Annotated in this window: 20 protein-coding genes; 18 read left to right on the plus strand and 2 right to left on the minus strand. The window is 63.4% G+C overall.

Features of this window, described 5'->3' with window-relative positions; genetic code table 11:
• The 8 genes from KT882_RS16450 to KT882_RS16485 all read left to right on the plus strand — a co-directional run bounded on the left by KT882_RS16450 (window position 1) and on the right by KT882_RS16485 (window position 10,384).
• Window positions 1–1,536 (plus strand): MFS transporter, encoded by a 1,536-nt coding sequence (locus KT882_RS16450; RefSeq protein WP_161072898.1) that lies wholly within the window; start codon window positions 1–3, stop codon window positions 1,534–1,536.
• 100 nt (window positions 1,537–1,636) lie between these two features.
• On the plus strand, window positions 1,637–3,934 hold the full coding sequence (locus tag KT882_RS16455; protein ID WP_228892527.1) for an FdhF/YdeP family oxidoreductase: 2,298 nt from the start codon (window positions 1,637–1,639) through the stop codon (window positions 3,932–3,934).
• Window positions 3,935–3,975: 41 nt separating this feature from the next.
• The gene (locus KT882_RS16460) at window positions 3,976–4,881 is read left to right on the plus strand and encodes a LysR family transcriptional regulator (protein WP_161072900.1); all 906 of its coding nucleotides are present in this window, start codon (window positions 3,976–3,978) and stop codon (window positions 4,879–4,881) included.
• A 6-nt stretch (window positions 4,882–4,887) separates the two neighbouring features.
• Window positions 4,888–5,385 carry a MarR family winged helix-turn-helix transcriptional regulator gene (locus KT882_RS16465; RefSeq protein WP_228892528.1) on the plus strand — a complete coding sequence of 166 codons (498 nt, stop codon included), beginning with the start codon at window positions 4,888–4,890 and terminating at the stop codon, window positions 5,383–5,385.
• A gap of 54 nt (window positions 5,386–5,439) precedes the next feature.
• The gene (locus KT882_RS16470; RefSeq protein WP_228892529.1) at window positions 5,440–6,363 is read left to right on the plus strand and encodes an NmrA family NAD(P)-binding protein; all 924 of its coding nucleotides are present in this window, start codon (window positions 5,440–5,442) and stop codon (window positions 6,361–6,363) included.
• A gap of 55 nt (window positions 6,364–6,418) precedes the next feature.
• Complete coding sequence (locus KT882_RS16475) at window positions 6,419–6,838, plus strand: organic hydroperoxide resistance protein (RefSeq protein WP_161072902.1); 420 nt, start codon at window positions 6,419–6,421, stop codon at window positions 6,836–6,838.
• 139 nt (window positions 6,839–6,977) lie between these two features.
• On the plus strand, window positions 6,978–8,117 hold the full coding sequence (locus tag KT882_RS16480) for a tyrosine-type recombinase/integrase (RefSeq protein ID WP_228892530.1): 1,140 nt from the start codon (window positions 6,978–6,980) through the stop codon (window positions 8,115–8,117).
• Window positions 8,118–8,179: 62 nt separating this feature from the next.
• Entirely contained in the window at window positions 8,180–10,384 is a 2,205-nt protein-coding gene (locus KT882_RS16485; protein WP_228892531.1) for an OsmC domain/YcaO domain-containing protein, read from the plus strand.
• Here the strand turns inward: KT882_RS16485 and KT882_RS16490 are convergent.
• Both KT882_RS16490 and KT882_RS16495 read right to left on the minus strand, forming a co-directional pair.
• Window positions 10,381–11,913, minus strand: a complete 1,533-nt coding sequence (locus KT882_RS16490) for an alpha-L-fucosidase (protein WP_161072905.1) — start codon at window positions 11,911–11,913, stop codon at window positions 10,381–10,383. The two genes, KT882_RS16485 and KT882_RS16490, sit on opposite strands and share 4 nt — an antisense overlap.
• 230 nt (window positions 11,914–12,143) lie before the next feature.
• A complete protein-coding gene (locus tag KT882_RS16495) occupies window positions 12,144–12,473 on the minus strand; it encodes a DUF3693 domain-containing protein (protein ID WP_228892532.1) in 330 nt (109 codons plus the stop codon).
• A 223-nt stretch (window positions 12,474–12,696) separates the two neighbouring features.
• On the opposite strand from KT882_RS16495, the gene KT882_RS16500 reads away from it, so the two are divergent.
• From KT882_RS16500 to KT882_RS16540, 10 genes are all read left to right on the plus strand, one after another.
• Window positions 12,697–12,912, plus strand: coding sequence for a hypothetical protein (locus tag KT882_RS16500; protein WP_228892533.1), 216 nt, complete (start codon window positions 12,697–12,699; stop codon window positions 12,910–12,912).
• A 38-nt stretch (window positions 12,913–12,950) separates the two neighbouring features.
• Complete coding sequence (locus tag KT882_RS16505; protein WP_228892534.1) at window positions 12,951–13,196, plus strand: hypothetical protein; 246 nt, start codon at window positions 12,951–12,953, stop codon at window positions 13,194–13,196.
• On the plus strand, window positions 13,196–14,965 hold the full coding sequence (locus KT882_RS16510) for a replication endonuclease (protein WP_228892535.1): 1,770 nt from the start codon (window positions 13,196–13,198) through the stop codon (window positions 14,963–14,965). The genes KT882_RS16505 and KT882_RS16510 overlap by 1 nt, the downstream gene beginning before the upstream one ends.
• Window positions 14,959–15,315, plus strand: coding sequence for a hypothetical protein (locus tag KT882_RS16515; protein WP_228892536.1), 357 nt, complete (start codon window positions 14,959–14,961; stop codon window positions 15,313–15,315). Before KT882_RS16510 ends, KT882_RS16515 begins: the two co-directional genes overlap by 7 nt.
• Window positions 15,316–15,405: 90 nt before the next feature.
• Window positions 15,406–15,726 (plus strand): hypothetical protein, encoded by a 321-nt coding sequence (locus tag KT882_RS16520; RefSeq protein ID WP_228892537.1) that lies wholly within the window; start codon window positions 15,406–15,408, stop codon window positions 15,724–15,726.
• The gene (locus KT882_RS16525; RefSeq protein WP_228892538.1) at window positions 15,723–16,232 is read left to right on the plus strand and encodes a hypothetical protein; all 510 of its coding nucleotides are present in this window, start codon (window positions 15,723–15,725) and stop codon (window positions 16,230–16,232) included. Before KT882_RS16520 ends, KT882_RS16525 begins: the two co-directional genes overlap by 4 nt.
• Window positions 16,229–16,852, plus strand: coding sequence for a hypothetical protein (locus KT882_RS16530; protein WP_228892539.1), 624 nt, complete (start codon window positions 16,229–16,231; stop codon window positions 16,850–16,852). Before KT882_RS16525 ends, KT882_RS16530 begins: the two co-directional genes overlap by 4 nt.
• Before the next feature lie 110 nt (window positions 16,853–16,962).
• Window positions 16,963–17,094 carry a hypothetical protein gene (locus KT882_RS30665; RefSeq protein WP_267478615.1) on the plus strand — a complete coding sequence of 44 codons (132 nt, stop codon included), beginning with the start codon at window positions 16,963–16,965 and terminating at the stop codon, window positions 17,092–17,094.
• Window positions 17,095–17,358: 264 nt separating this feature from the next.
• Window positions 17,359–18,210, plus strand: coding sequence for a major capsid protein P2 (locus tag KT882_RS16535; protein ID WP_228892540.1), 852 nt, complete (start codon window positions 17,359–17,361; stop codon window positions 18,208–18,210).
• A gap of 13 nt (window positions 18,211–18,223) precedes the next feature.
• The gene (locus tag KT882_RS16540) at window positions 18,224–18,493 is read left to right on the plus strand and encodes a hypothetical protein (protein ID WP_228892541.1); all 270 of its coding nucleotides are present in this window, start codon (window positions 18,224–18,226) and stop codon (window positions 18,491–18,493) included.
• Window position 18,494 lies beyond the last annotated feature (1 nt).

An 18,494-nucleotide genomic window follows, 5' to 3' on the forward strand; every position in this document is an offset into this window, starting at 1 on the left:
ATGCAGCCCGCACCGCCCCGGCATCCCCACGAGCGCACGCTGCTGGCCACCATCTTCGTGCTGAACGCGATTGAATTTCTCCAGGCCGGCATGATCGCCTTTGGCGCAGGCCCCATCATGGGCGGCATAGGCGCCACGCCGGAGGAATTCACCATCGTCACGGCAGTGTATGCGGTGGTGGCCATCGCCGCGATCTCCAAGCAGCGCTGGCTAGTGGAGCGCATGGGCTGGCGGCTGTTCATCCAGGTGTCGGCGGCATTGTTCGTCGCCGGTGCGGCGGTCTGCGCCAGCAGCGGCTCCTTCCCGCAATTCCTGCTCGGCCGCGCGGTCATGGGCATGGGCGGCGCAGCCTTCATGACCAGCGCGCGCCTGATGATCAACCTGATGCCGCCCAGCCCGCGCCGCTTCCTCGGCATCAAGGTATTCGCCAGCGCGCTCGCCATCGGTAATGCGCTGGCGCCTTGGTTCGCCTCCATCGCCGTGGCGCAGGACAGCTGGCCCGCCATCTTCGTGCTGCTGTCCGTGCTCGCATCCCTGGCGGCGCTGCTGGCCGGCTTCTGCCTGCCTTCCGACCCGGCGCCGGATGCCCAGCGCACGGAAGCGCATCCGTTGCAGCTGGTGGTGATGCTGGGCGGGGCGCTACTGAGTCTGTACGCCCTGCAGCGCGCCACGTATGACTTCTATGCCGATGCGTTGCCGCTGGTGCTTGCCATCCTGACCGGCAGCGCGGCGCTGCTGTACTTTGCGCGCCACCAGTACGAGCACGCCAGCCCGCTGCTGGTGCTGAATCGCCTGTTCAAGCCGCGCTACCTGGCCGGACTGGGCCTGTTCACGCTGTGCTACGTGGTGCTGGGCGCAAACAACACCATGCTGCCCGTGCTTATGCAGCGCGCGCTCGGCTTCCCCTGGGAAGTGATCGGCCAGGTCCAGGCCACCGGCTTGATGGCCGCGCTGCCCGCGTTCTGGATCATGGCCACCATCCTGCCCAAGTTCCCGTCGCCGAAGAAGTTCTACGTGGCGGGCTTCGCCTCGCTGGCCGCCTGCGGCATACTGCTGGCGCGCCTGAGCGGCGAGGCGGGGCTGTGGACACACGTGGCGCCTGCGATTGCAGCGTATGGCGTGTTCATCATCCTGGTCATGGCTACCACGGCGATCCAGACCTTTGTAGACCTGCAGCGCGACGAACTGGCTTTTGCACACGGCCAGCAACTGAAAAACATGCTGTCGCAATTCGGCCTCGCCGCCGGAACGGCCGGCGCTGCGCTCTCGCTGCAATGGCGCACCAGCGAACATGTGGCGGTGCTGGCGCGCCAATTCGGCAGCAGCGGCGCGGCGTTCAGCGAAGCCGTGGACCAGCTTGGCGGGCAGTTCGCAGCCAGCCACGGCGCGCAGTCCGCGCAAATGGCGGTGGCCACGCTGGCGCAGCAGCTGAACCAGCAAGCCGCCATGCTGTCCGCACTGGACTACTTCGGCTTCCTGGCTGTCTTCGCCGTGGCCGCCGGGCTGCTGATGGCGGTGCAGCGCGTGCTGCGCTGACACGGAAACGCGGACGCAGGGCAGGGCGCCGCGCACGTATTTGTGCGCGCGCGGCCCTGTGGTAAAGTTCGCGGCTTTCGGCGTCACTGGAGTTTCTGCTTTGTCGGACAAATTCATTCCCATTCAAGCCTACGGCAAGCCTGCCGGCGGCTTTGGCTCCCTGCGCGGCACGGCCCGCGCGCTCACCGGTTATGGCCCTTTCCCCGCCCTGCAAACGCTGGCGCACGTGAACCAGCCGCAGGGGATAGACTGCCCCGGCTGCGCCTATCCGGATTCGCCTACCGACAAGGCGGTGGATTTCTGCGAGCAGGGCGCCTGGGCGATTTCGCACGAAGCTACGCCCAAGCGCGCTACGCCCGCGCATTTCGCTGCGCATACCGTCAGCGAATTGCGGAAGAACGAGGAATGGCAGCTTGAAGCGCTCGGCCGCCTGACCGCGCCCATGCTGTACGACCGCGCCAGCGACACTTACCGTGAAATTGAATGGGCACAGGCTTTCGAACTGGCCGGCGCCTCCCTGCGTGCGCTGGACTGTCCGAACCGTGCCGTGTTCTACGCGTCCGGCCGCAGCAGCAATGAAGCGGCCTTCCCGTACCAGCTGTTCGCGCGTGCGTTCGGCACCAACAATCTGCCGGATTCGTCCAATTACTGCCACGAGGCTTCCGGCGACGCACTGCGCCTGTCCATCGGCGTGGGAAAATCCACTGTCACGCGCGAGGATTTCGAGCATGCGGAGGCCGTTTTCGTATTCGGCCAGAACCCTGCCACCAACCACCCGCGCATGCTCGGCGACCTGCGCCATGCCAAGCTGCGCGGCTGCAAAATCGTGGTATTCAACCCGCTGCTGGAGCGCGGCCTGCAGAAATTCACCGACCCGCAGGCGGCAGGCGAACTGCTGACCGGCAGCAGTACGCCCATCGCGGACGAGTACTACCAGGTGCGCGTGGGCGGCGACCTGGCGGCCATCACCGGCATCATCAAGGCGCTGCTGGAGGCGGACAGCCGCGCGCCCGGCTTGCTGGACCGCGCTTTCATCGCCGACCACACGCAAGGTTTTGAAGCGCTGGAAGCCGTGGTGCGCGTCCAGGACTGGCCAGAGATTGAACGCAGCAGCGGCCTGTCCCGCGCCCAGATGGAGCAGGCCGCGCAGCTGTACGCGGCCTCGAACGCCACCATCAGCACCTGGTGCATGGGCCTGACCCAGAACGAGTACGCAGTCGAGACCATCCAGATGCTGACCAATCTGATGCTTTTGCGCGGCAACGTCGGCAAGCCCGGTGCAGGCCTGATGCCTGTGCGTGGGCACTCCAATGTGCAAGGCGACCGCACGGTGGGCGTGACCAGCCGGCCCAAAGCCGAATGGCTGCAAGGCCTGGAGCGCGTGTTCGGCTTCACGCCGCCGTCCGCACCGGGACTGGACGCGGTGTCCGTCATTCGTGGCCTGCTGGACGGTTCGGTGCACGCCTTCACCAGCCTGGGCGGCAACTTCGCCGTGGCTGGGCCGGACAGCCCGCGCGTGCTGGACGCGCTGTCGCGCTGCAAGCTGACGGTGCACATCGCCACCAAACTCAATCGCACCCATTTGTACCCCGGCCAGACCGGCCTGCTGCTGCCTTGCCTGGGCCGAACAGAACATGACGAGCAGGCCGGCGGCCAGCAGTTCGTCAGCGTGGAGGACACGGCCAGCATGGTGCACGCGTCCACCGGCCGCAACCGGCCTGCCAGCGAAAAGCTGCGCTCGGAGCCGCATATCGTGACCGAACTGGCGCGCCACACGCTGCCCGGGTCCACCATAGACTGGGCCGGCATGGGCCGCGACTACGACCTGACGCGCGATCTGATCGAGCGCGTGGCGCAAGGCGCGGTGGCGGGCTTTGAGCAGTACAACGCCAACATCCGCCGCAAGCGTGGCTTCCACCTGCCCAATACGGCGGCGCTGAGGGAATGGAAGACGGACAGCGGCAAGGCCAACTTCGCGCCGCACGCGCTGCCGCAGGACGGCATCATGCAGCGCGCCCGCGCCGTGCATGGCGACAGGGTAGTGTGCCTGGCCACGGTGCGCGCGCACCGCCAGTACAACACCACGGTGTACCACGACCCCACGGGGGAAGTGGACCGCTACCGTGGCGTGCACGGCACGCGCAAGGTGCTGTTCATCGGCCCGGCCACGCTGGCGCGGCTGGGCTTCAAGGACGGAGACACGGTCAATCTGCGCGCCGCGTCGGTCGACGGAATCGAACGCGTGGTGGAAGGCTACCGCCTGGTCGAGTATCCTATCCGGGGCGACGATGTGTTTGGCTACTTCCCAGAGCTGACGCCACTGTCCTCGCCGGACCTGACTGCGCGCGGCTCGAACACGCCAGCCTTCAAGCAAGTGCCTATTTTGATCGAGCGCTGATCAAGCGGCGCAGCCGATAAACCAGTATTGCGGGAGCGGGAATGGACAGGCTGGAAGCCATGCGCATGTTTGTGCGGGTTGTGGAAGTCAACAGCTTCAACAAGGCCGCCGAGGGCTTGTCTCTGCCGCCGTCGACAGTCACGCGCGCGCTGAAGGAACTGGAGTCGCACCTGGGCGTGCGCCTGCTGCAAAGGACCACGCGCCGCCTCAGCCTCACACCCGACGGCAGCATCTACTACGCCCATTGCCGCCGCCTGCTGGATGAACTCAATGAAGTGGAGTCCGGCTTTGCGGGCAATGTGGGCCGGCCGCGCGGCAAGCTGCGGGTGGACATGACGCCGTCTTTCGCGCGCAACTTCGTGATTCCGTCGGTAGGGCAATTCCTGGACCGCTATCCGGAGGTGCAGATCGCCGTCACCGTGAGCGACCGGCCGGTGGACCTGGTGCAAGAGGGCATAGACTGCGTGATCCGCGCCGGCCAGCCCGAGGATTCCACGTCACTGGTGGCACGCCGGATTGCCAGCTTCGGCTGGACCGTGTGCGCCGCGCCGTCCTATATTGCGCAATACGGCGCGCCGCAGACGCTGGAAGACCTGCAGGACCACCATGCGGTGGGCTATCTGCTTGGCCGAACGGGCCGGGAGATGGACTGGGTGTTCAGCGAGGGCCATTCCACCATCAGCGTTCCGGTGAAGAGCCGCATGTCCACCAACGACACCAGCACCTATGTGCAGGCGGGCCTGCAGGGGCTGGGCCTGATCTGCACTGCATCCTACCTGTTGCGGCCCCACATACTGTCCGGCGCGCTGATGCCGCTGCTGACGGGCTACCAGTCGCCGCGCGTGCCCATTTCCGTCATGTATCCGCAGAACCGCCATTTGTCGCCCACGGTGCGCGCCTTTATCGACTGGGTGGCCGAGCTGATGACCGAATCGTCGCCCAACTAAATTCGCTTGACAGTATGGTGTATCTGCACCATACTGGTTTTCATGATGAAAAACACCGCCTCCACACCGCAAGCCGACGCCAGTCTGATGGAAGACGTGGTCGCCCATTGCCTGTTGACGAGGACGCGGACGATTTCCCGCGTCATCACGAGTATTTACGACAGCGAGTTACGGCCCCATGGCCTGACTTCGTCGCAGTTTTCCCTGCTGGTGCGGATTGCGCGCATGAAGGGCGCGAGCAGGGCGGACCTGGCGCGCGCCAGCCACCAGGAGCGCTCCACATCCACCCGCAACCTGCAAGTGGTGCTGAACGAGGGCTGGGCGGAGGAGGTGACGCCGGATAGCGGCCGTAGCCGGCCCATCCTGATCTCCCCGGCGGGCCGCGCGCTCCTGCATGCGGCAGGCCCGGCCTGGCGAGCCGCGCAGGCAAAGGCCCGGCGGTTGCTGGGCGAGGAGGGGGCCGCGTCGTTGGTTAGTGTGGCGGACAGCCTGCCGCCGGAGTAGTCTTTCATTTTTTTACCCACAATGGTGTATCTACATTATAAGGAAGGAGCAGTCATGAACACGCAAGCGCAGCAGGGCAAACCCATACTGGTAACAGGCGCGGCGGGCGACGTCGGCGCCATTGGCCGCCATCTCACGGCCATGTTGCTGGCCCAGGGCCACAAGGTGCGGGCACTGGTGCGGCGGGAAGACGAGCGCGCGGAAGCCCTGCGGCAGCTCGGCGCCGAAGTGGTGGTGGGAGACCTGACCAGCCTGGACGACATGCACCGCGCGGTGGAAGGCTGCGCGCGCATCTACTTCGGCATGTCGGTTTCGGCGGATTACCTGGCAGCGACGGTCAACCTGACTGCGGTGGCGCGTCATCACGGTGTGGAAGCCATCGTCAATATGTCGCAGATGACGGTGTCCCAGATGAGCATCACCGAAACCACCGGCAGCCCGCAGCACAAGCTGCACTGGCTGGCAGAGCAGGCGCTGGCATGGTCCGGCTTGCCGGTGGTGACGCTGCGGCCGACGGTGTTTTTCGAGGGATTCTTCCTGCGTCTGGCAGCGGCCGGCGTGAAAGAGCGCGACCAGCTGGTTCTGCCTCTGGGCAGCAGCAAAACCTCGCCCATTTCCGCCGTGGACGTGGCGCGCGCCGCCGCCGTGATACTGGCGGACCCTGCGCCCCACGTCGGCCGCATCTACAACCTGACCGGCCCCGAATCGCTGGATCTGCAGCAGTACGCGCACGAATTCAGCGCGGCGCTGGGCCGCACCATCAGCTATGTGAACGTGCCGGTGGCGGCGTGGACCGACAAACTGCGCGGCCTGGGCGTGCCGCAGCACTTGTTGAGCCACTTGGGCGTGATGGCCGAACTGCATCTGGAAGGGCGCTATGACCGCATGAGCGGCGACTTCTTCCAGCTGACAGGGCAGGAGCCCATGGGCGCGCGCGACTTTGTCCGCAGCCACGCAAAAGAATTCACGCAGGGATAAACCCACTGCGGAATAAGCAGCATCCACTTAACTTTCAAAATATTGGAACATCACCATGAGCAACAAGATTCAGGAAGTACTGTACACCGGCAAGACCCGCACCACCGGCGGGCGCGACGGCGCCTCGCGCAGCTCAGACGGCCGCCTGGACGTGAAGCTGAGCGCGCCCTGGTCCAAGGGGGAGGGGACCAATCCCGAGCAGCTTCTGGCGGCGGGGTGGTCCGCGTGCTATCTGGGCGCGATAGGGAAGGCTAGCGCCGAGCTGGGCTTGGCCGTGCCGGCCGGCGCCGCAGTCGACGCGGAAGTAGACCTGGCCAAGGGCGATGAAGGTTTCCAGCTGCAAGCCCGCCTGCACGTGAGCCTGCCGGGCGTGGACAGGGAAGTGGCGCAGAAGATTATCGACCGCGCGCACGCGACTTGCCCGTACTCGAAAGCGCTGTACGCCAGCACCAATGTAAAGACCACGCTGGCCTGATGCATGCCCGGACCGGAGGCCACGGCTTCCGGTCCGATTTCGGAAAATATTAAACTCGAGATTACTGTTTATATTGTCGAGTAAGAATACTGTACAAAATACTGTATGTTATACTGTGTTTATGACCAGTAAATTTTCCTTGATCAACCTGGAACCGCTGACCGGGCAGGCCCCGCGAACGGATTTGTATCCTTACCGTGAAATGCCGGAAGATGCGCTGACGGACGCGCGCACGGACAGCGAAATTGCGCGCGAGTTCATCGGCCACGGCGAGCTGAGCGCCAAATCCCGCACCAACACGCAAAAAGAGCTGTTCCGCTTCCTGACCTGGTGCCGCGAGGAAGCCGGAAAGTCGCTGCGGCAGCTGCAAGTGGCGGACCTGAACGCCTACAAGGAATTCCTGCGGGAGCCGCCGCCGGACTGGATTTCCACCACCAAATGGCCACGCACGGACCCGCGCTACAGGCCGTTCACCGGGCCGCTGTCGGACCCGAGCCGGCGCCAGGCCATGATCGCCGTCAAGGGGCTGATGGCGTTTGCCGAACAAACAGGCTATCTGCGGCGCGATCCCGGCGCCCTGGTCAAGCATGTAAAGACGCGCGGCGGCAGCCGGATTACGCGCTATCTGAGCCAGGATGCGATCGGCCTGGCGTTGTCGACCGTGGCCAGCCGCGCCGCCGATTTGCCGTCCGAAATGCGCCGCCGCGCGCGCGACCTGTTCCTGCTGCTGGCCTATGCGCACACCGGCGCGCGCCTGAACGAAATCGTCAGCGCGAATATGGGCGACCTGTACACCGAAGGCGGCGGCCGCTGGTGGCTGGACCTGCTCGGCAAAGGCAACAAGCCGCGCCGCGTGCCAGTGCCGCCCGAGCTGCTGGACGCCTACCGCGCCTACCGCCAGGCCTACGGCATGCTGCCGCAATCCGGCCGCGCCGACACCACGCCGCTGGTGCTGTCCAGCCGCAGCCGCGAGCCGGCGCGTCTGACCGACGAAGCCGCATCCAACGCGCTCAAAGCCGTGTTCGCAGCGGCGGCCGGCGCGGCGGCGGCGCAAGGCGACAGCGACATGGCGGCCACGCTGAGGCAGGCGTCCGCGCACTGGCTGCGGCACAGCATGCTGACCAACCACGCCAACAACGGCGTGCAGCTCAAGACCCTGCAGGACACGGCCGGCCACGCCAGCATCGCCACCACCGCAGCCTATCTGCACAAGACCGACAACCAGCGCCACGACGAAATCATGGCCTCGGTGAGCGGCCAAAGGGCCGAGCAGCCTTAGCCGCAAACCGGCCGGCAGCCTATAATGGTGCCCAATTCACAGAACACTATTGGAACTCCCCCATGGAAATTAAGGTCAACTTTCTCGATAAGCTTCGTTTGGAAGCCAAATTCGATGATTTTACGGTGATTGCCGACCAGCCCATCCGCTATAAAGGCGATGGCTCCGCACCTGGCCCGTTCGACTATTTCCTGGCTTCGTCGGCGCTGTGCGCCGCCTATTTCGTGAAGCTGTACTGCGACACGCGCAATATTTCGACTGAAAATATCCGCCTGTCGCAGAACAATATCGTTGATCCGGAAAACCGTTATCAGCAGATTTTCAAGATCCAGGTCGAGCTGCCGGCGGATATTTCCGCCAAAGACCGCCAGGGTATTTTGCGCTCGATCGACCGCTGCACCGTGAAAAAAGTGGTGCAGCAAGGCCCCGAATTCATCATTGAAGAAGTCGAGAACCTGGACGCCGATGCGCAGGCCCTGCTGACGCTGAAGCCGGATACCGACGCCAGCACCTACATCCTGGGCAAGGATCTGCCGCTGGAGCAGACCATCGCCAATATGTCGTCGGTGCTGGCCGGCCTGGGCATCAAGATCGAGATCGCGTCGTGGCGCAATATCATTCCCAATGTGTGGTCGCTGCATATCCGCGACGCGCATTCGCCGATGTGCTTCACCAACGGCAAAGGCGCAACCAAGGAAAGCGCATTGGCGTCGGCCCTGGGCGAATACATCGAACGCCTGAACAATAACCACTTTTACGCCGGCTCGTTCTGGGGCGAAGACATTGCCCACGCGGAGTTTGTGCATTACCCGAACGAGCGCTGGTTCAAGCCTGGCCGCAAAGATGCGCTGCCGCCGGAAATCCTGGACGAATACAGCCTTGAAATCTACAACCCGGACGGCGAACTGCGCGGATCGCACCTGATCGACACCAACTCCGGCAATACGGAACGCGGCATTTGTTCGCTGCCGTATGTGCGTATTTCCGACGGCAAGGAAGTCTATTTCCCGTCCAACCTGGTCGAAAATCTGTTCGTCAGCAATGGCATGAGCGCCGGCAATACGCTGGCCGAAGCGCAGGTGCAATGCCTGTCCGAGATTTTCGAACGCGCTGTGAAACGCGAGATCCTGGAAGGCGAAATCGCGCTGCCGGACGTACCGCAGGAAGTGCTGGCGAAATACCCCGGCATCCTGGCCGGCATACGCGGCCTGGAAGAACAGGGCTTCCCTGTGCTGGTGAAGGACGCGTCGCTGGGCGGCACCTACCCGGTCATGTGCGTCACCTTGATGAACCCGCGCACGGGCGGCGTGTTTGCCTCCTTCGGCGCGCATCCAAGCCTGGAAGTGGCGCTGGAACGCAGCCTGACGGAATTGCTGCAGGGCCGTAGTTTCGAGGGCCTGAATGATCTGCCACGGCCTACCTTTGCCAGCAACGCCGTGACCGAGCCGAACAACTTCGTCGAACACTTCATCGATTCAAGCGGCATCGTATCGTGGCGCTTCTTCAGCGCCAAAGCCGACTACGACTGCGTGGAATGGGATTTTTCCGGCAAGGGCGAGAACTCGAATGCCGAAGAGGCCGCAACCTTGTTCGGCATCCTCGCGGACATGGGCAAAGAAGCCTATATGGCGGTGTACGACAACCTGGGCGCCACGGCTTGCCGCATCCTGGTGCCAGGGTATTCGGAAATCTACCCGGTGGAAGACCTGGTTTGGGACAACACCAACAAGGCGCTGCTGTTCCGTTCCGATATTTTGAACCTGCACCGCCTGGACGAAGCCAGCCTGGAAGCCCTCCTGGACCGCCTGGAGAACAGTGAACTGGACGAGTACGGCGACATCGCAACGCTGATCGGCATCGAGTTCGACGAAAACACGGTCTGGGGCCAGCTAACCACCATGGAGCTGAAGCTGCTGATCCATCTGGCCTTGCAGCAGTTCGAGGAAGCGCAGGAACTGGTGGAAGCCTTCCTGCAGTACAACGACAACACGGTCGAGCGCAGGCTGTTCTACCAGGCGCTCAACGTAGTGCTGGAAGTCGAGCTGGACGACGACCTTGAGCTGGAAGACTACGAGGTCAACTTCCGCCGCATGTTCGGCAACGAGCGCATGGACGCGGTGCTGGGCTCGGTGGACGGCAGCGTGCGCTTCTACGGCCTGACGCCAACCAGCATGAAGCTGGAAGGCCTGGAGCGCCACGAGCGCCTGATCGACAGCTACAAAAAGCTGCACGCCGCCCGCGCCAAGGCGGCGGCAGCATCGCGTTAAGGCAGCTGCACCGCAACCACGTCCGGCAACTTGCTGCGGCGGGTTGCGGGCAGGTGGACGGTGAGCTTTCCGTCCTTGAACGCGCTTTTTACCGGCTTTCCGTCGCCTAGCAGCACCACGGTGAGCGGCGCGGCGGCCAGGCCATTCAGCACAAGGTCCTTGTCAACCGCCGGGACCAGGTCGGAATCGAGCGCGCGGTCTTCCTTTTTGAACTCGGGCACCGCAAACAGGAAGCGCTGCTTGCCGGCGGCGGTGGCGGGCACATTGGCCTTTTCGCCCTCCGGCAATGCGGCGGCCTGCACGGCTGGCCGGTTCAGCTTCATCCATCCAGCGACCTCGGCCATGCTCCGGTATGCCTCAGGGTGCAGTTCGCCGCGCGCATCCGGGCCAACGCCGATCAGGAAGTTCATATTGAGCGACCTGGCAAGCGCGAGATTGCCCAGTTCGTAGCCATTGGCGTAGAACGGCGCGTCGTTATAGGCCCACCCCTTGGTCCATGTCGTGCACCATTCGGCCCAATGCTTGCGCGCGATCTGGCTGGTTTTGAGCGTGGGGCCTTCGAAAGTGACGAAGTCGCCGTCGTGGAAGTAGCGCGGCGAAAGCACAATGCCGGGCTGGAGTTCGCGCACACGTGCCTGCGTCAGGCGCGGTGCGTCGCCCTCAGGCGCGGGAATGGCGCCGTCGAACCACAGCATATCGATCTTGCCGTAACGCGTGAGCAATTCCTCAACCTGGCCTTTGACCATGGCGTTGTATTCCACCAGGTGCCGGGCTTTTTCTTCCTTGGTCTTGATTGTTTTGCGCGGCTTGAGATCCGCATCGAGTTCAGGCAGCCAGGGATTCAGGCGCGCGGTGCCGTAGTACATGAAATTCGTGAACTCGCGGTCGAAATACCAATCCGGGGGAGAGTAATAGAGGCCGACTTTCAGTCCGTACTTCCGGCAGGCTTCGACGAAGGGCTGCACCAGATCGCGTCCGCCCATGTAGTTTTTAGTGTTGAAATTGCCATACGCACTGGGCCACAGCGCAAAGCCTTCGTGATGGCGGGTGGTCAGCACCACATAGGTGAATCCGGCCGCTTTCGCCGCAGCGACCCATTTGTCTGGATCGTATCTGTCCGGATTGAAGTCCCTGGCCGCTGCCCAATACGCGTTGGGCGTAATGACGGGCGGCTTGCCGTCGAAGTTCCAGTCGGCTTCGCGGATGATGCGTTCCTGATCCTTTGGATCGTTGAACTGTTTGTTCTTCCAGGCGCCGACCATCATGGGCCACGACAAGTCGCCGACTCGCTGTCCGCGCGCGTCGAAGACGCTGCTGACGCCCCAGTGCAGGAACAGGCCGAAACCGGCTTGCCCGAACCATTGTGCATCGGGATGGCTGGAGTGCGGGGCCGGATTGAAGTCTTCAACGATGCCGATCGCGCCATGCTGGGCTTTGGCATCGGTGATCTGGGCGTGGACGGAGTTGGCGGCGCTCAGGCCGCAGCAAAGCAAGGCGGCCCCCAGCCGTAGGCGTTGGGAAAAGTCCATGAGTCGTTTGGTTTGGTTAAGGTGGAGTGTTAACGTTATCACGTATTTAACCTGCGGTTGCTATTGCGGACAACAAAAATGCGATGAAAATCCGGAAGTCCGCATCGATTTCAAGCGGCATAAACCACCGGGTGTGCTGATCCGATAATTCGCATAATCTATATTTCTGTTATGCGTTTTTGGTGGACTCCCCGAGCGGGGAGTCGCGATGAAAAGCGGTCTTCTACTACCTACCGGCGCGCAACTCCTGCGAAGTTGCGCAGACCATGTGCCAATAGGAGGTCAGTGAAAGACGCGGACAATTTGTCCAGAAGGCCCGACCAAACGGCCCGCAATTCGGGCGTCTTCGAGCGCTCGATGTGCATGTCCAGCAGGATCGCGCCTGGATTCACTCCCAATATCTCCGCTACACGAAGGGCCATAGCGTCGCTCATGGGTTCCTTGCCGGTGCGGTATGCGCTCAGCTGAGATTTCGATACATTCAGCGGTTTTTGCAGAGCGTAGTCGGACGGCAGTTGCAGCCGCTCCCGGACCAAGTCCAAGTATTCAGGTGTTTTCATATGGCTCTCCTAGGGTGTAGCCCCGCCTATGCCTAGGCGGGATTTGCCGAATATAGCATAGTCAAGAAAAAACGGAACGTTCGGAAAGTTCTGGACTAGTTCGGCATACCCGAACTAGAATGCGCTCTGTCGGGCGGAAATTCCCCATCGCTCTCCTAGCAAACCCCGTAGGCATACGGTTCCGCCCGACGTTTCACCCTGGAGAGCAAGGCTAGGAGACGCCGTGGCTGAGGTTACAAACGTTTACAAAACCGTCAATCTTTCGATCCGGGCCGAACTGCTGCCCCAGCTGGAAGTTGCCCTGACAACGGCCAAGGCCATAGCCTACGTTGAAGCAGCGTTCACCCGCGACCCGGAACAATTCGGCGAGCGCGTAGCCTATGCCTCCAATTTCCATGAAATGCTCAACGCCTGCCAAGCAGCAAAGGCCGATGCATGAAGGCCGCTATCACTGGCCCCGCAGCCGTCGCCGCTCTGGTGGCGGCGGAATCCCGCGAAAATGACCGCGCCGCCTTCTGGGCGCTCGTCCCCGTTCCAGCCCGCGTCGCCGTCATGCTGGCCGCACGCCTCCCGCACGAGCGCGCATATGATCCGCTGACCAGCTTCACCCGTGCCGAGCGCCACGCCATAGACCTGGCCGTGGGCACCATGATTGCGCACCTGGCAGTTGCCCAGCAGTGCATGCGCGACACCGCGCCGGTCCATACCGTTCTGCTGCACTGATGCCGGTAATCCAGCAAGAAAACGGCCGCAAGACGGTGGCGGGCTTGCCCCTCCGCTGGGGCATTCGCGCGTATACCGAACTGACCGCCGCGCGCGCCGGCCAAATCCTGGGTGATATGCCCGCGCGCTACAAAGAACTGTCGGCGCTACTGGATCGCGTGACCAGCGCCCCGCTGCCCCTGGACTCCACCGACGCACAGTTGTGCATCGCCGCCGAGCGCCGGGCAAACGAGTGCGCCAGCGTCACGGCCATGATCCACGATACCGCAGCGTTGCGCGCGCGCCTGGCCTGGATGGTCGTCAACGCCGGGCTGGAGCCGCCGCGAGTGGCCGATGATCGACAATTCATGCTGCGCTGTGTGGACCCGGCCTGGTGGCGTCGCAACCTGCGCCGCGTGCATGGCCGCACTTTTGAGCATGCCGCGATCCGCCTGGGCTTCGTGTCTATCCGTGCGGGCGCATACGCCAGCAATGAGACCGTGCAGCGCCGCCAGGCGCAGAACCTGCGCAACGCGCGCGCCCTGGCCGCAACCAACATGGTCAATGAGGCGGGCGACCTGTTCACCCTGGCCGAACTGGCGGCGCGCGGCGTCGGCAACAAGGCCATACGGCGCGGCGAGCTTATGCTGCGCATGGCGGGCTGCGAGGCCATTGCCCAGACGCTGGGCCACGTAGGCGTTTTCGTGACGCTGACCGCGCCGAGCAAATACCACGCCGTGCTGGCGAAGTCCGGCACCATCAACCCGAACTACAACGGCGCGACGCCGCGCGAGGCGCAGGCCGCGCTTATGGATGTGTGGGCGTGCGTGCGCGCGAAGAACCACCGGGACGGCCTGGCACCGTATGGCTTCCGTATCGCCGAGCCGCACCACGACGGCTGCCCGCACTGGCATTTGCTGCTGTTCGTGCCAGCGGCGCAGGTAACGCGCTTGCAGCGCAACCTGCGCGCCTACGCGCTGGCCGAAGACCGCGACGAGCCGGGCGCGGCCCGCAACCGTATCAAGATCGTGCGCATTGAAGCCGACAAGGGCTCTGCCGTGGGCTACATCGCTAAGTACGTGGCGAAGAACATAGACGATGCCCACCTGGGCGAACACATCGACGCCGACGGCAACGTGATCGCCGCCGACCTCGTGGGCGACCAGATCATCCAGCCGTGCCAGCGCGTGGAAGCCTGGGCCAGCGCCTGGGGCATCCGCCAATTCCAGGCCGTCGGCCAGCCGCCGGTAACGGTGTGGCGCGAACTGCGCCGCGTCGCCGCCGAACAGGTGGCGGACGCCCCGGAGCATGTGCGCGCGGCCTGGGCGGCCTGCCAGCGCGTGACCACCACCGACGCGGAGACGGGCGAAGTGATCGTAGAGCAGGCGGCAGACTTCGCCGCCTACATCAACGCACAGGGCGGCGTGAACCAGGGCCGCGCGTACCGCATCGGCCTGGCCGCGCGCACTGAAATGCGCGAGGGCCGCTACGGCCTGGCGCTGCGCCCCGCGCCAGTAGGCATCTTCTGCAAGACCATGCCGGACGCCGTGTTCGCCAGCACTCGCCACCAGTGGCAGCGCTGCGGCGCGGCGGCGATTAGCCGCCCTTGGAGCTCTGTAAATAACTGTACGCAGGCCCTGGCCGTGGCCGCGCCGTTCTGGGAGGTTGATGCCCCCTGGCCGGTAGAAATCGCGCCGCATGACGACTCGGAGTACTTCGCAAGCTTCGATTTCGCCTACTTCGACACCCCCGAGTATCAAAACCACCACCCCAAGGAGAAAACATGGTAGTCGCACAACAGGAAATCATCGACATCAACGACAAGGCCGTCCGCCTGCAATCGCTGCTGCGGCCCGACACCGCCGAAGACATGGAGGCGCGCGGCATCTTGGTGCTGCTGTCCAAGCTGCTGGGCGGCTGGGGCGGCGCGCCAGCGACACCGGCTGCACCAGCCGAACCTGCGCCCGCCGCGCCAGCGCCCGTCGTGGACACCGTGACGCGTGCCGAATTCGCCGCGCTGCAAGCGCAGTTTGAACAACTGGCGCAGGCGGTGATGGCGCCCGCGCCACAGGCCGCCCCTGAACCCGAAGCACCGGCAGCAGCAAACGCCGCAGCAGTAGACGCACCCGCAGCAGCGTAAATTTCACCACCTGGCCGGGCTACCTCACGAGGGTATCCCCGGCTACCACTACCCCGGCGGTTACCGCCGCCGGGAGAAAGGGTTTTCACCATGGCATCCAAGATGCTCGGGCGCACCGCATGCCCTGAATGCGGCTTCGCACATGCACACGTAAAACAAAAAGAAGGCGAGAACACCAAAGCCTATCGCTATTGCCCTGACTGCGGCTCGCAGTACTACGCGCGCAGCCAGGCACAACATGACAAGTTGATCGGCAAGCTGTGCCACCCGCCAGCCGTCGTACAGGAGGCCCCCAGCGCCGTGATGGTGCCGACTCCTGACCCTAGTCAGCCGCAGGCGACTGAAAAGGCCGTGGCGGCCCCGGAAACGGCTTCATTCAAGATTATTCTTGGCGCGAGGGTTCCAGCATGAGCGACCAAGAACAAAAAAGCGGCAGCCACGCGGCTGACGAACCGCTGACCCCAGAACAAACCGCCGCCCTGGCGCGAGTGGAGCGCCTGGAGGCAGAGATTGCGCCCCCGGCGGTAGGCGAGGACGGCCTGCCGTTGCCCGAGCCAGAATCCCCGATGGATGCGGCAGCCGAAAACGTCGCCATCCTGGGCCTGCTGGTGGGCATGCTGACCCCGGCGGCCCCGTTCCTGGCCGAGTGTTACCCGCCAGCCGTCGTTGAGCGCATCGGCCTGGCCTACACCGCCGTGGAGCAGAAACACGGCTGGAATGCCCGCGCGCTACTAAGCGTAGAGGCCCAGCTTGCCATCGTCGCGCTTCCGCCGACCATCATGGCTGTGATGATGGGCCGGGACTATTTCCGCCAGCGCGCCATCGAGAACAAGCTGCCGTTCTGGCTCAAGTGGTTCCGCCGGAAGAAAGAGCCCATCAAACCACTGGGCGGCGACTCCGAACAGCAGGAGGCATGATGGGCGTACAGAACGATGCCAAAATCTGGGGCTTCATCGCCCAATCCGGCCAGGGCAAGGGTGTGCTGATGAAGGCGGCGCTGCGCCGCCTCAAACCCAAGCGCATCCTCATCATCGACAAGAAGGACGAGAACGGCGAATTTGCGCCGATGGTCAACAGCCTGGTGGAGGTGAAGCGGGCCACGCTGAAAAAGCAGTTCGCCGTGCGCTACAAGCTGCGCGCCGACACTACCAAGAACCGCCGCGCCGAATTCGAGGAACTGTGCCGGATTGCCAGCGAGGCCGGGAACTGCACCTACCTGATTGAGGAACTGGGCAGCTACACCACGCCAAGCTACGCGCCGCCCGCCTGGGCCGACTGCTGCAACGATGGCCGCCATGACGGCCTGCACATCATCGCCGCCAGCCAGTTCCCGGCGCAGCTCGACAAGGCGTTTCTTGGCAACGCCACAGAAATCTGGTGCGGCTTTCTGGGCGAGGAAGACCACCGCAAGGTCATGGCCCGCAAGCTGGACATCCACCCCGACCGCATCAAAGATTTGCGCCAGTTTCACTTTCTGCACTTCGACCGTGACGCCCGCACGGTTACCCCCGTAGTAGCCAAAATCCCACGCAAGTAACCCCTCCGTACCCTGGCTTATCCGCCACTACCACTACCCCGGGGTAGTGGTAGTTCTAGCGGCGTCGCCGCCTCTGTTCGCCTCTCCAGTCTGCCGGTAACTTCCGGCTCATGGACTACCTGCCCAGCCTAAAAAAGATCGCCCAGGAACTCATTGCGACCGCCATCGCCGTCGTAGGCGTCGCCTACATCGTGTCGAAAAATCCGGCACTTAAGGCGCTGGTGAAGCAGTACGAGTCCTGACCCTATCAACCCTACCGGGACATACATGAAGACCTACCTGAAGCAAGCCGCATTCGTGCTGGCCGTCGTAGCAGTAGCGAAATTCGCCAAGGGCAGCGTGCCCATTCCTGACGCCATCAAGCAGTTCCTGCCTTAAGGGAGCCGCATGGATTTCAAGAACATGCTCAAGAGCACGGCGGTAACGCTGGCCGTGATTTGGGGCCTCAACCAGATCAACATCACGCGCAACCTCGTACAGCGCGCACTCACCGGACAATAAAACGCATGTGGAATAAACCCCTGAAACAAGTAATTGGCGTGGCCGCTGGCGGCGTCGCAACCCTGGAACTGGACGCGGAATCGGCCACCCTGGTCAACCTGAAATTCAAGCTGACCGGCACCACCTTCAACACCTCGCATATCGATCGCGTGAAAGTGAAGATCGGCCCCAAGACTATCTGGGACCTGACCGGCGCGCAGTTGGCCGCCATCAACGCCTACAAAAACGGCGCGGTGAACACCCGCTACCTGTGGCTGGACTTCGTGGAGCGCGACCAGGCCAATTTCCCGGTGAAGGAAATCGGCGGCATCGACCTGATGGCGGTTCTGCCGGTGGGCAAGGTCACGGTAGAACTAACGATCAATGCCAGCGCCGTAGCGCCGCGCATCGACGCCATCGGCTATTTCGAGCAGCGCCAGGGCAATACGGTCGTCGTGAAGTACATGCCGTTCACCCAAACGCAGGCTTTCGCAGGCAAGCAAACGCTGAACCTGTCCTTCCGTGGTGCGATGGTCAAGCGTCTGCTGAACTTCTACACCGGCACCGACTGGACCGCCACCACCGACGGCAACGTGTCCCGTATCGAATGCAAGAAAAACGGCGTGGTGTTCTTCGACCAGAACTGCACCGACAACCGTTTCGACCAGTCCCAGTTCAAGAAGGTGCCGCAGTCCCGCCTCTACGTGGTGGACTACCTGATCGACAACAACCACTTCGCCCAGGTGGCCTCCATGCGTCAGCTGGAAGACAAGTCGTACATGTATGACTCGTTCGAGATCAATGCCTACCTGACCGACCCAGGCGGCACCGCATCGACTGTCGTTGTGGAAGTGCTGGACGACGTAACCAACCTGTAAGCGGGCGGCGACCATGAGCAACTACAACAACATGGCGCTGTTCGGCAACATGAGCAATCCCGGCTACATGGATGCTCAGTCGCTGAACGCGAACGCCGTGGACCCGAACGACTGGGCCACGGTGGCGGCGAATGGTCTCCAGCAGATCATCAAGGCGCGCATCGAGCAAACCGTGGCGGACAAGCAGCAGCAATATGGCGTCGCGCCGGTCACGGTCTCCGCGCCGGCCAGCATGAACATGTTCCTGCTGATCGGCCTGGCCGTGCTGCTGATGAAGGACTGAT

It is taken from the genome of Pseudoduganella aquatica, from assembly GCF_020865585.1.
In the GTDB taxonomy this organism is placed as follows: domain Bacteria; phylum Pseudomonadota; class Gammaproteobacteria; order Burkholderiales; family Burkholderiaceae_D; genus Rugamonas; species Rugamonas aquatica_A.

What these genes read in the sequence shown, in the direction of transcription:
- KT882_RS16530 (WP_228892539.1), top strand. Translation starts at nt 16,229, where the DNA reads ATGATGGGCGTACAGAACGATGCCAAAATCTGGGGCTTCATCGCCCAA.
- KT882_RS16510 (WP_228892535.1), top strand. Translation starts at nt 13,196, where the DNA reads ATGCCGGTAATCCAGCAAGAAAACGGCCGCAAGACGGTGGCGGGCTTG.
- KT882_RS16495 (WP_228892532.1), bottom strand. Translation starts at nt 12,473, where the DNA reads ATGAAAACACCTGAATACTTGGACTTGGTCCGGGAGCGGCTGCAACTG.
- KT882_RS16490 (WP_161072905.1), bottom strand. Translation starts at nt 11,913, where the DNA reads ATGGACTTTTCCCAACGCCTACGGCTGGGGGCCGCCTTGCTTTGCTGC.
- KT882_RS16485 (WP_228892531.1), top strand. Translation starts at nt 8,180, where the DNA reads ATGGAAATTAAGGTCAACTTTCTCGATAAGCTTCGTTTGGAAGCCAAA.
- KT882_RS16520 (WP_228892537.1), top strand. Translation starts at nt 15,406, where the DNA reads ATGGCATCCAAGATGCTCGGGCGCACCGCATGCCCTGAATGCGGCTTC.
- KT882_RS30665 (WP_267478615.1), top strand. Translation starts at nt 16,963, where the DNA reads ATGGACTACCTGCCCAGCCTAAAAAAGATCGCCCAGGAACTCATTGCG.
- KT882_RS16515 (WP_228892536.1), top strand. Translation starts at nt 14,959, where the DNA reads ATGGTAGTCGCACAACAGGAAATCATCGACATCAACGACAAGGCCGTC.
- KT882_RS16450 (WP_161072898.1), top strand. Translation starts at nt 1, where the DNA reads ATGCAGCCCGCACCGCCCCGGCATCCCCACGAGCGCACGCTGCTGGCC.
- KT882_RS16525 (WP_228892538.1), top strand. Translation starts at nt 15,723, where the DNA reads ATGAGCGACCAAGAACAAAAAAGCGGCAGCCACGCGGCTGACGAACCG.
- KT882_RS16535 (WP_228892540.1), top strand. Translation starts at nt 17,359, where the DNA reads ATGTGGAATAAACCCCTGAAACAAGTAATTGGCGTGGCCGCTGGCGGC.
- KT882_RS16540 (WP_228892541.1), top strand. Translation starts at nt 18,224, where the DNA reads ATGAGCAACTACAACAACATGGCGCTGTTCGGCAACATGAGCAATCCC.
- KT882_RS16460 (WP_161072900.1), top strand. Translation starts at nt 3,976, where the DNA reads ATGGACAGGCTGGAAGCCATGCGCATGTTTGTGCGGGTTGTGGAAGTC.
- KT882_RS16470 (WP_228892529.1), top strand. Translation starts at nt 5,440, where the DNA reads ATGAACACGCAAGCGCAGCAGGGCAAACCCATACTGGTAACAGGCGCG.
- KT882_RS16475 (WP_161072902.1), top strand. Translation starts at nt 6,419, where the DNA reads ATGAGCAACAAGATTCAGGAAGTACTGTACACCGGCAAGACCCGCACC.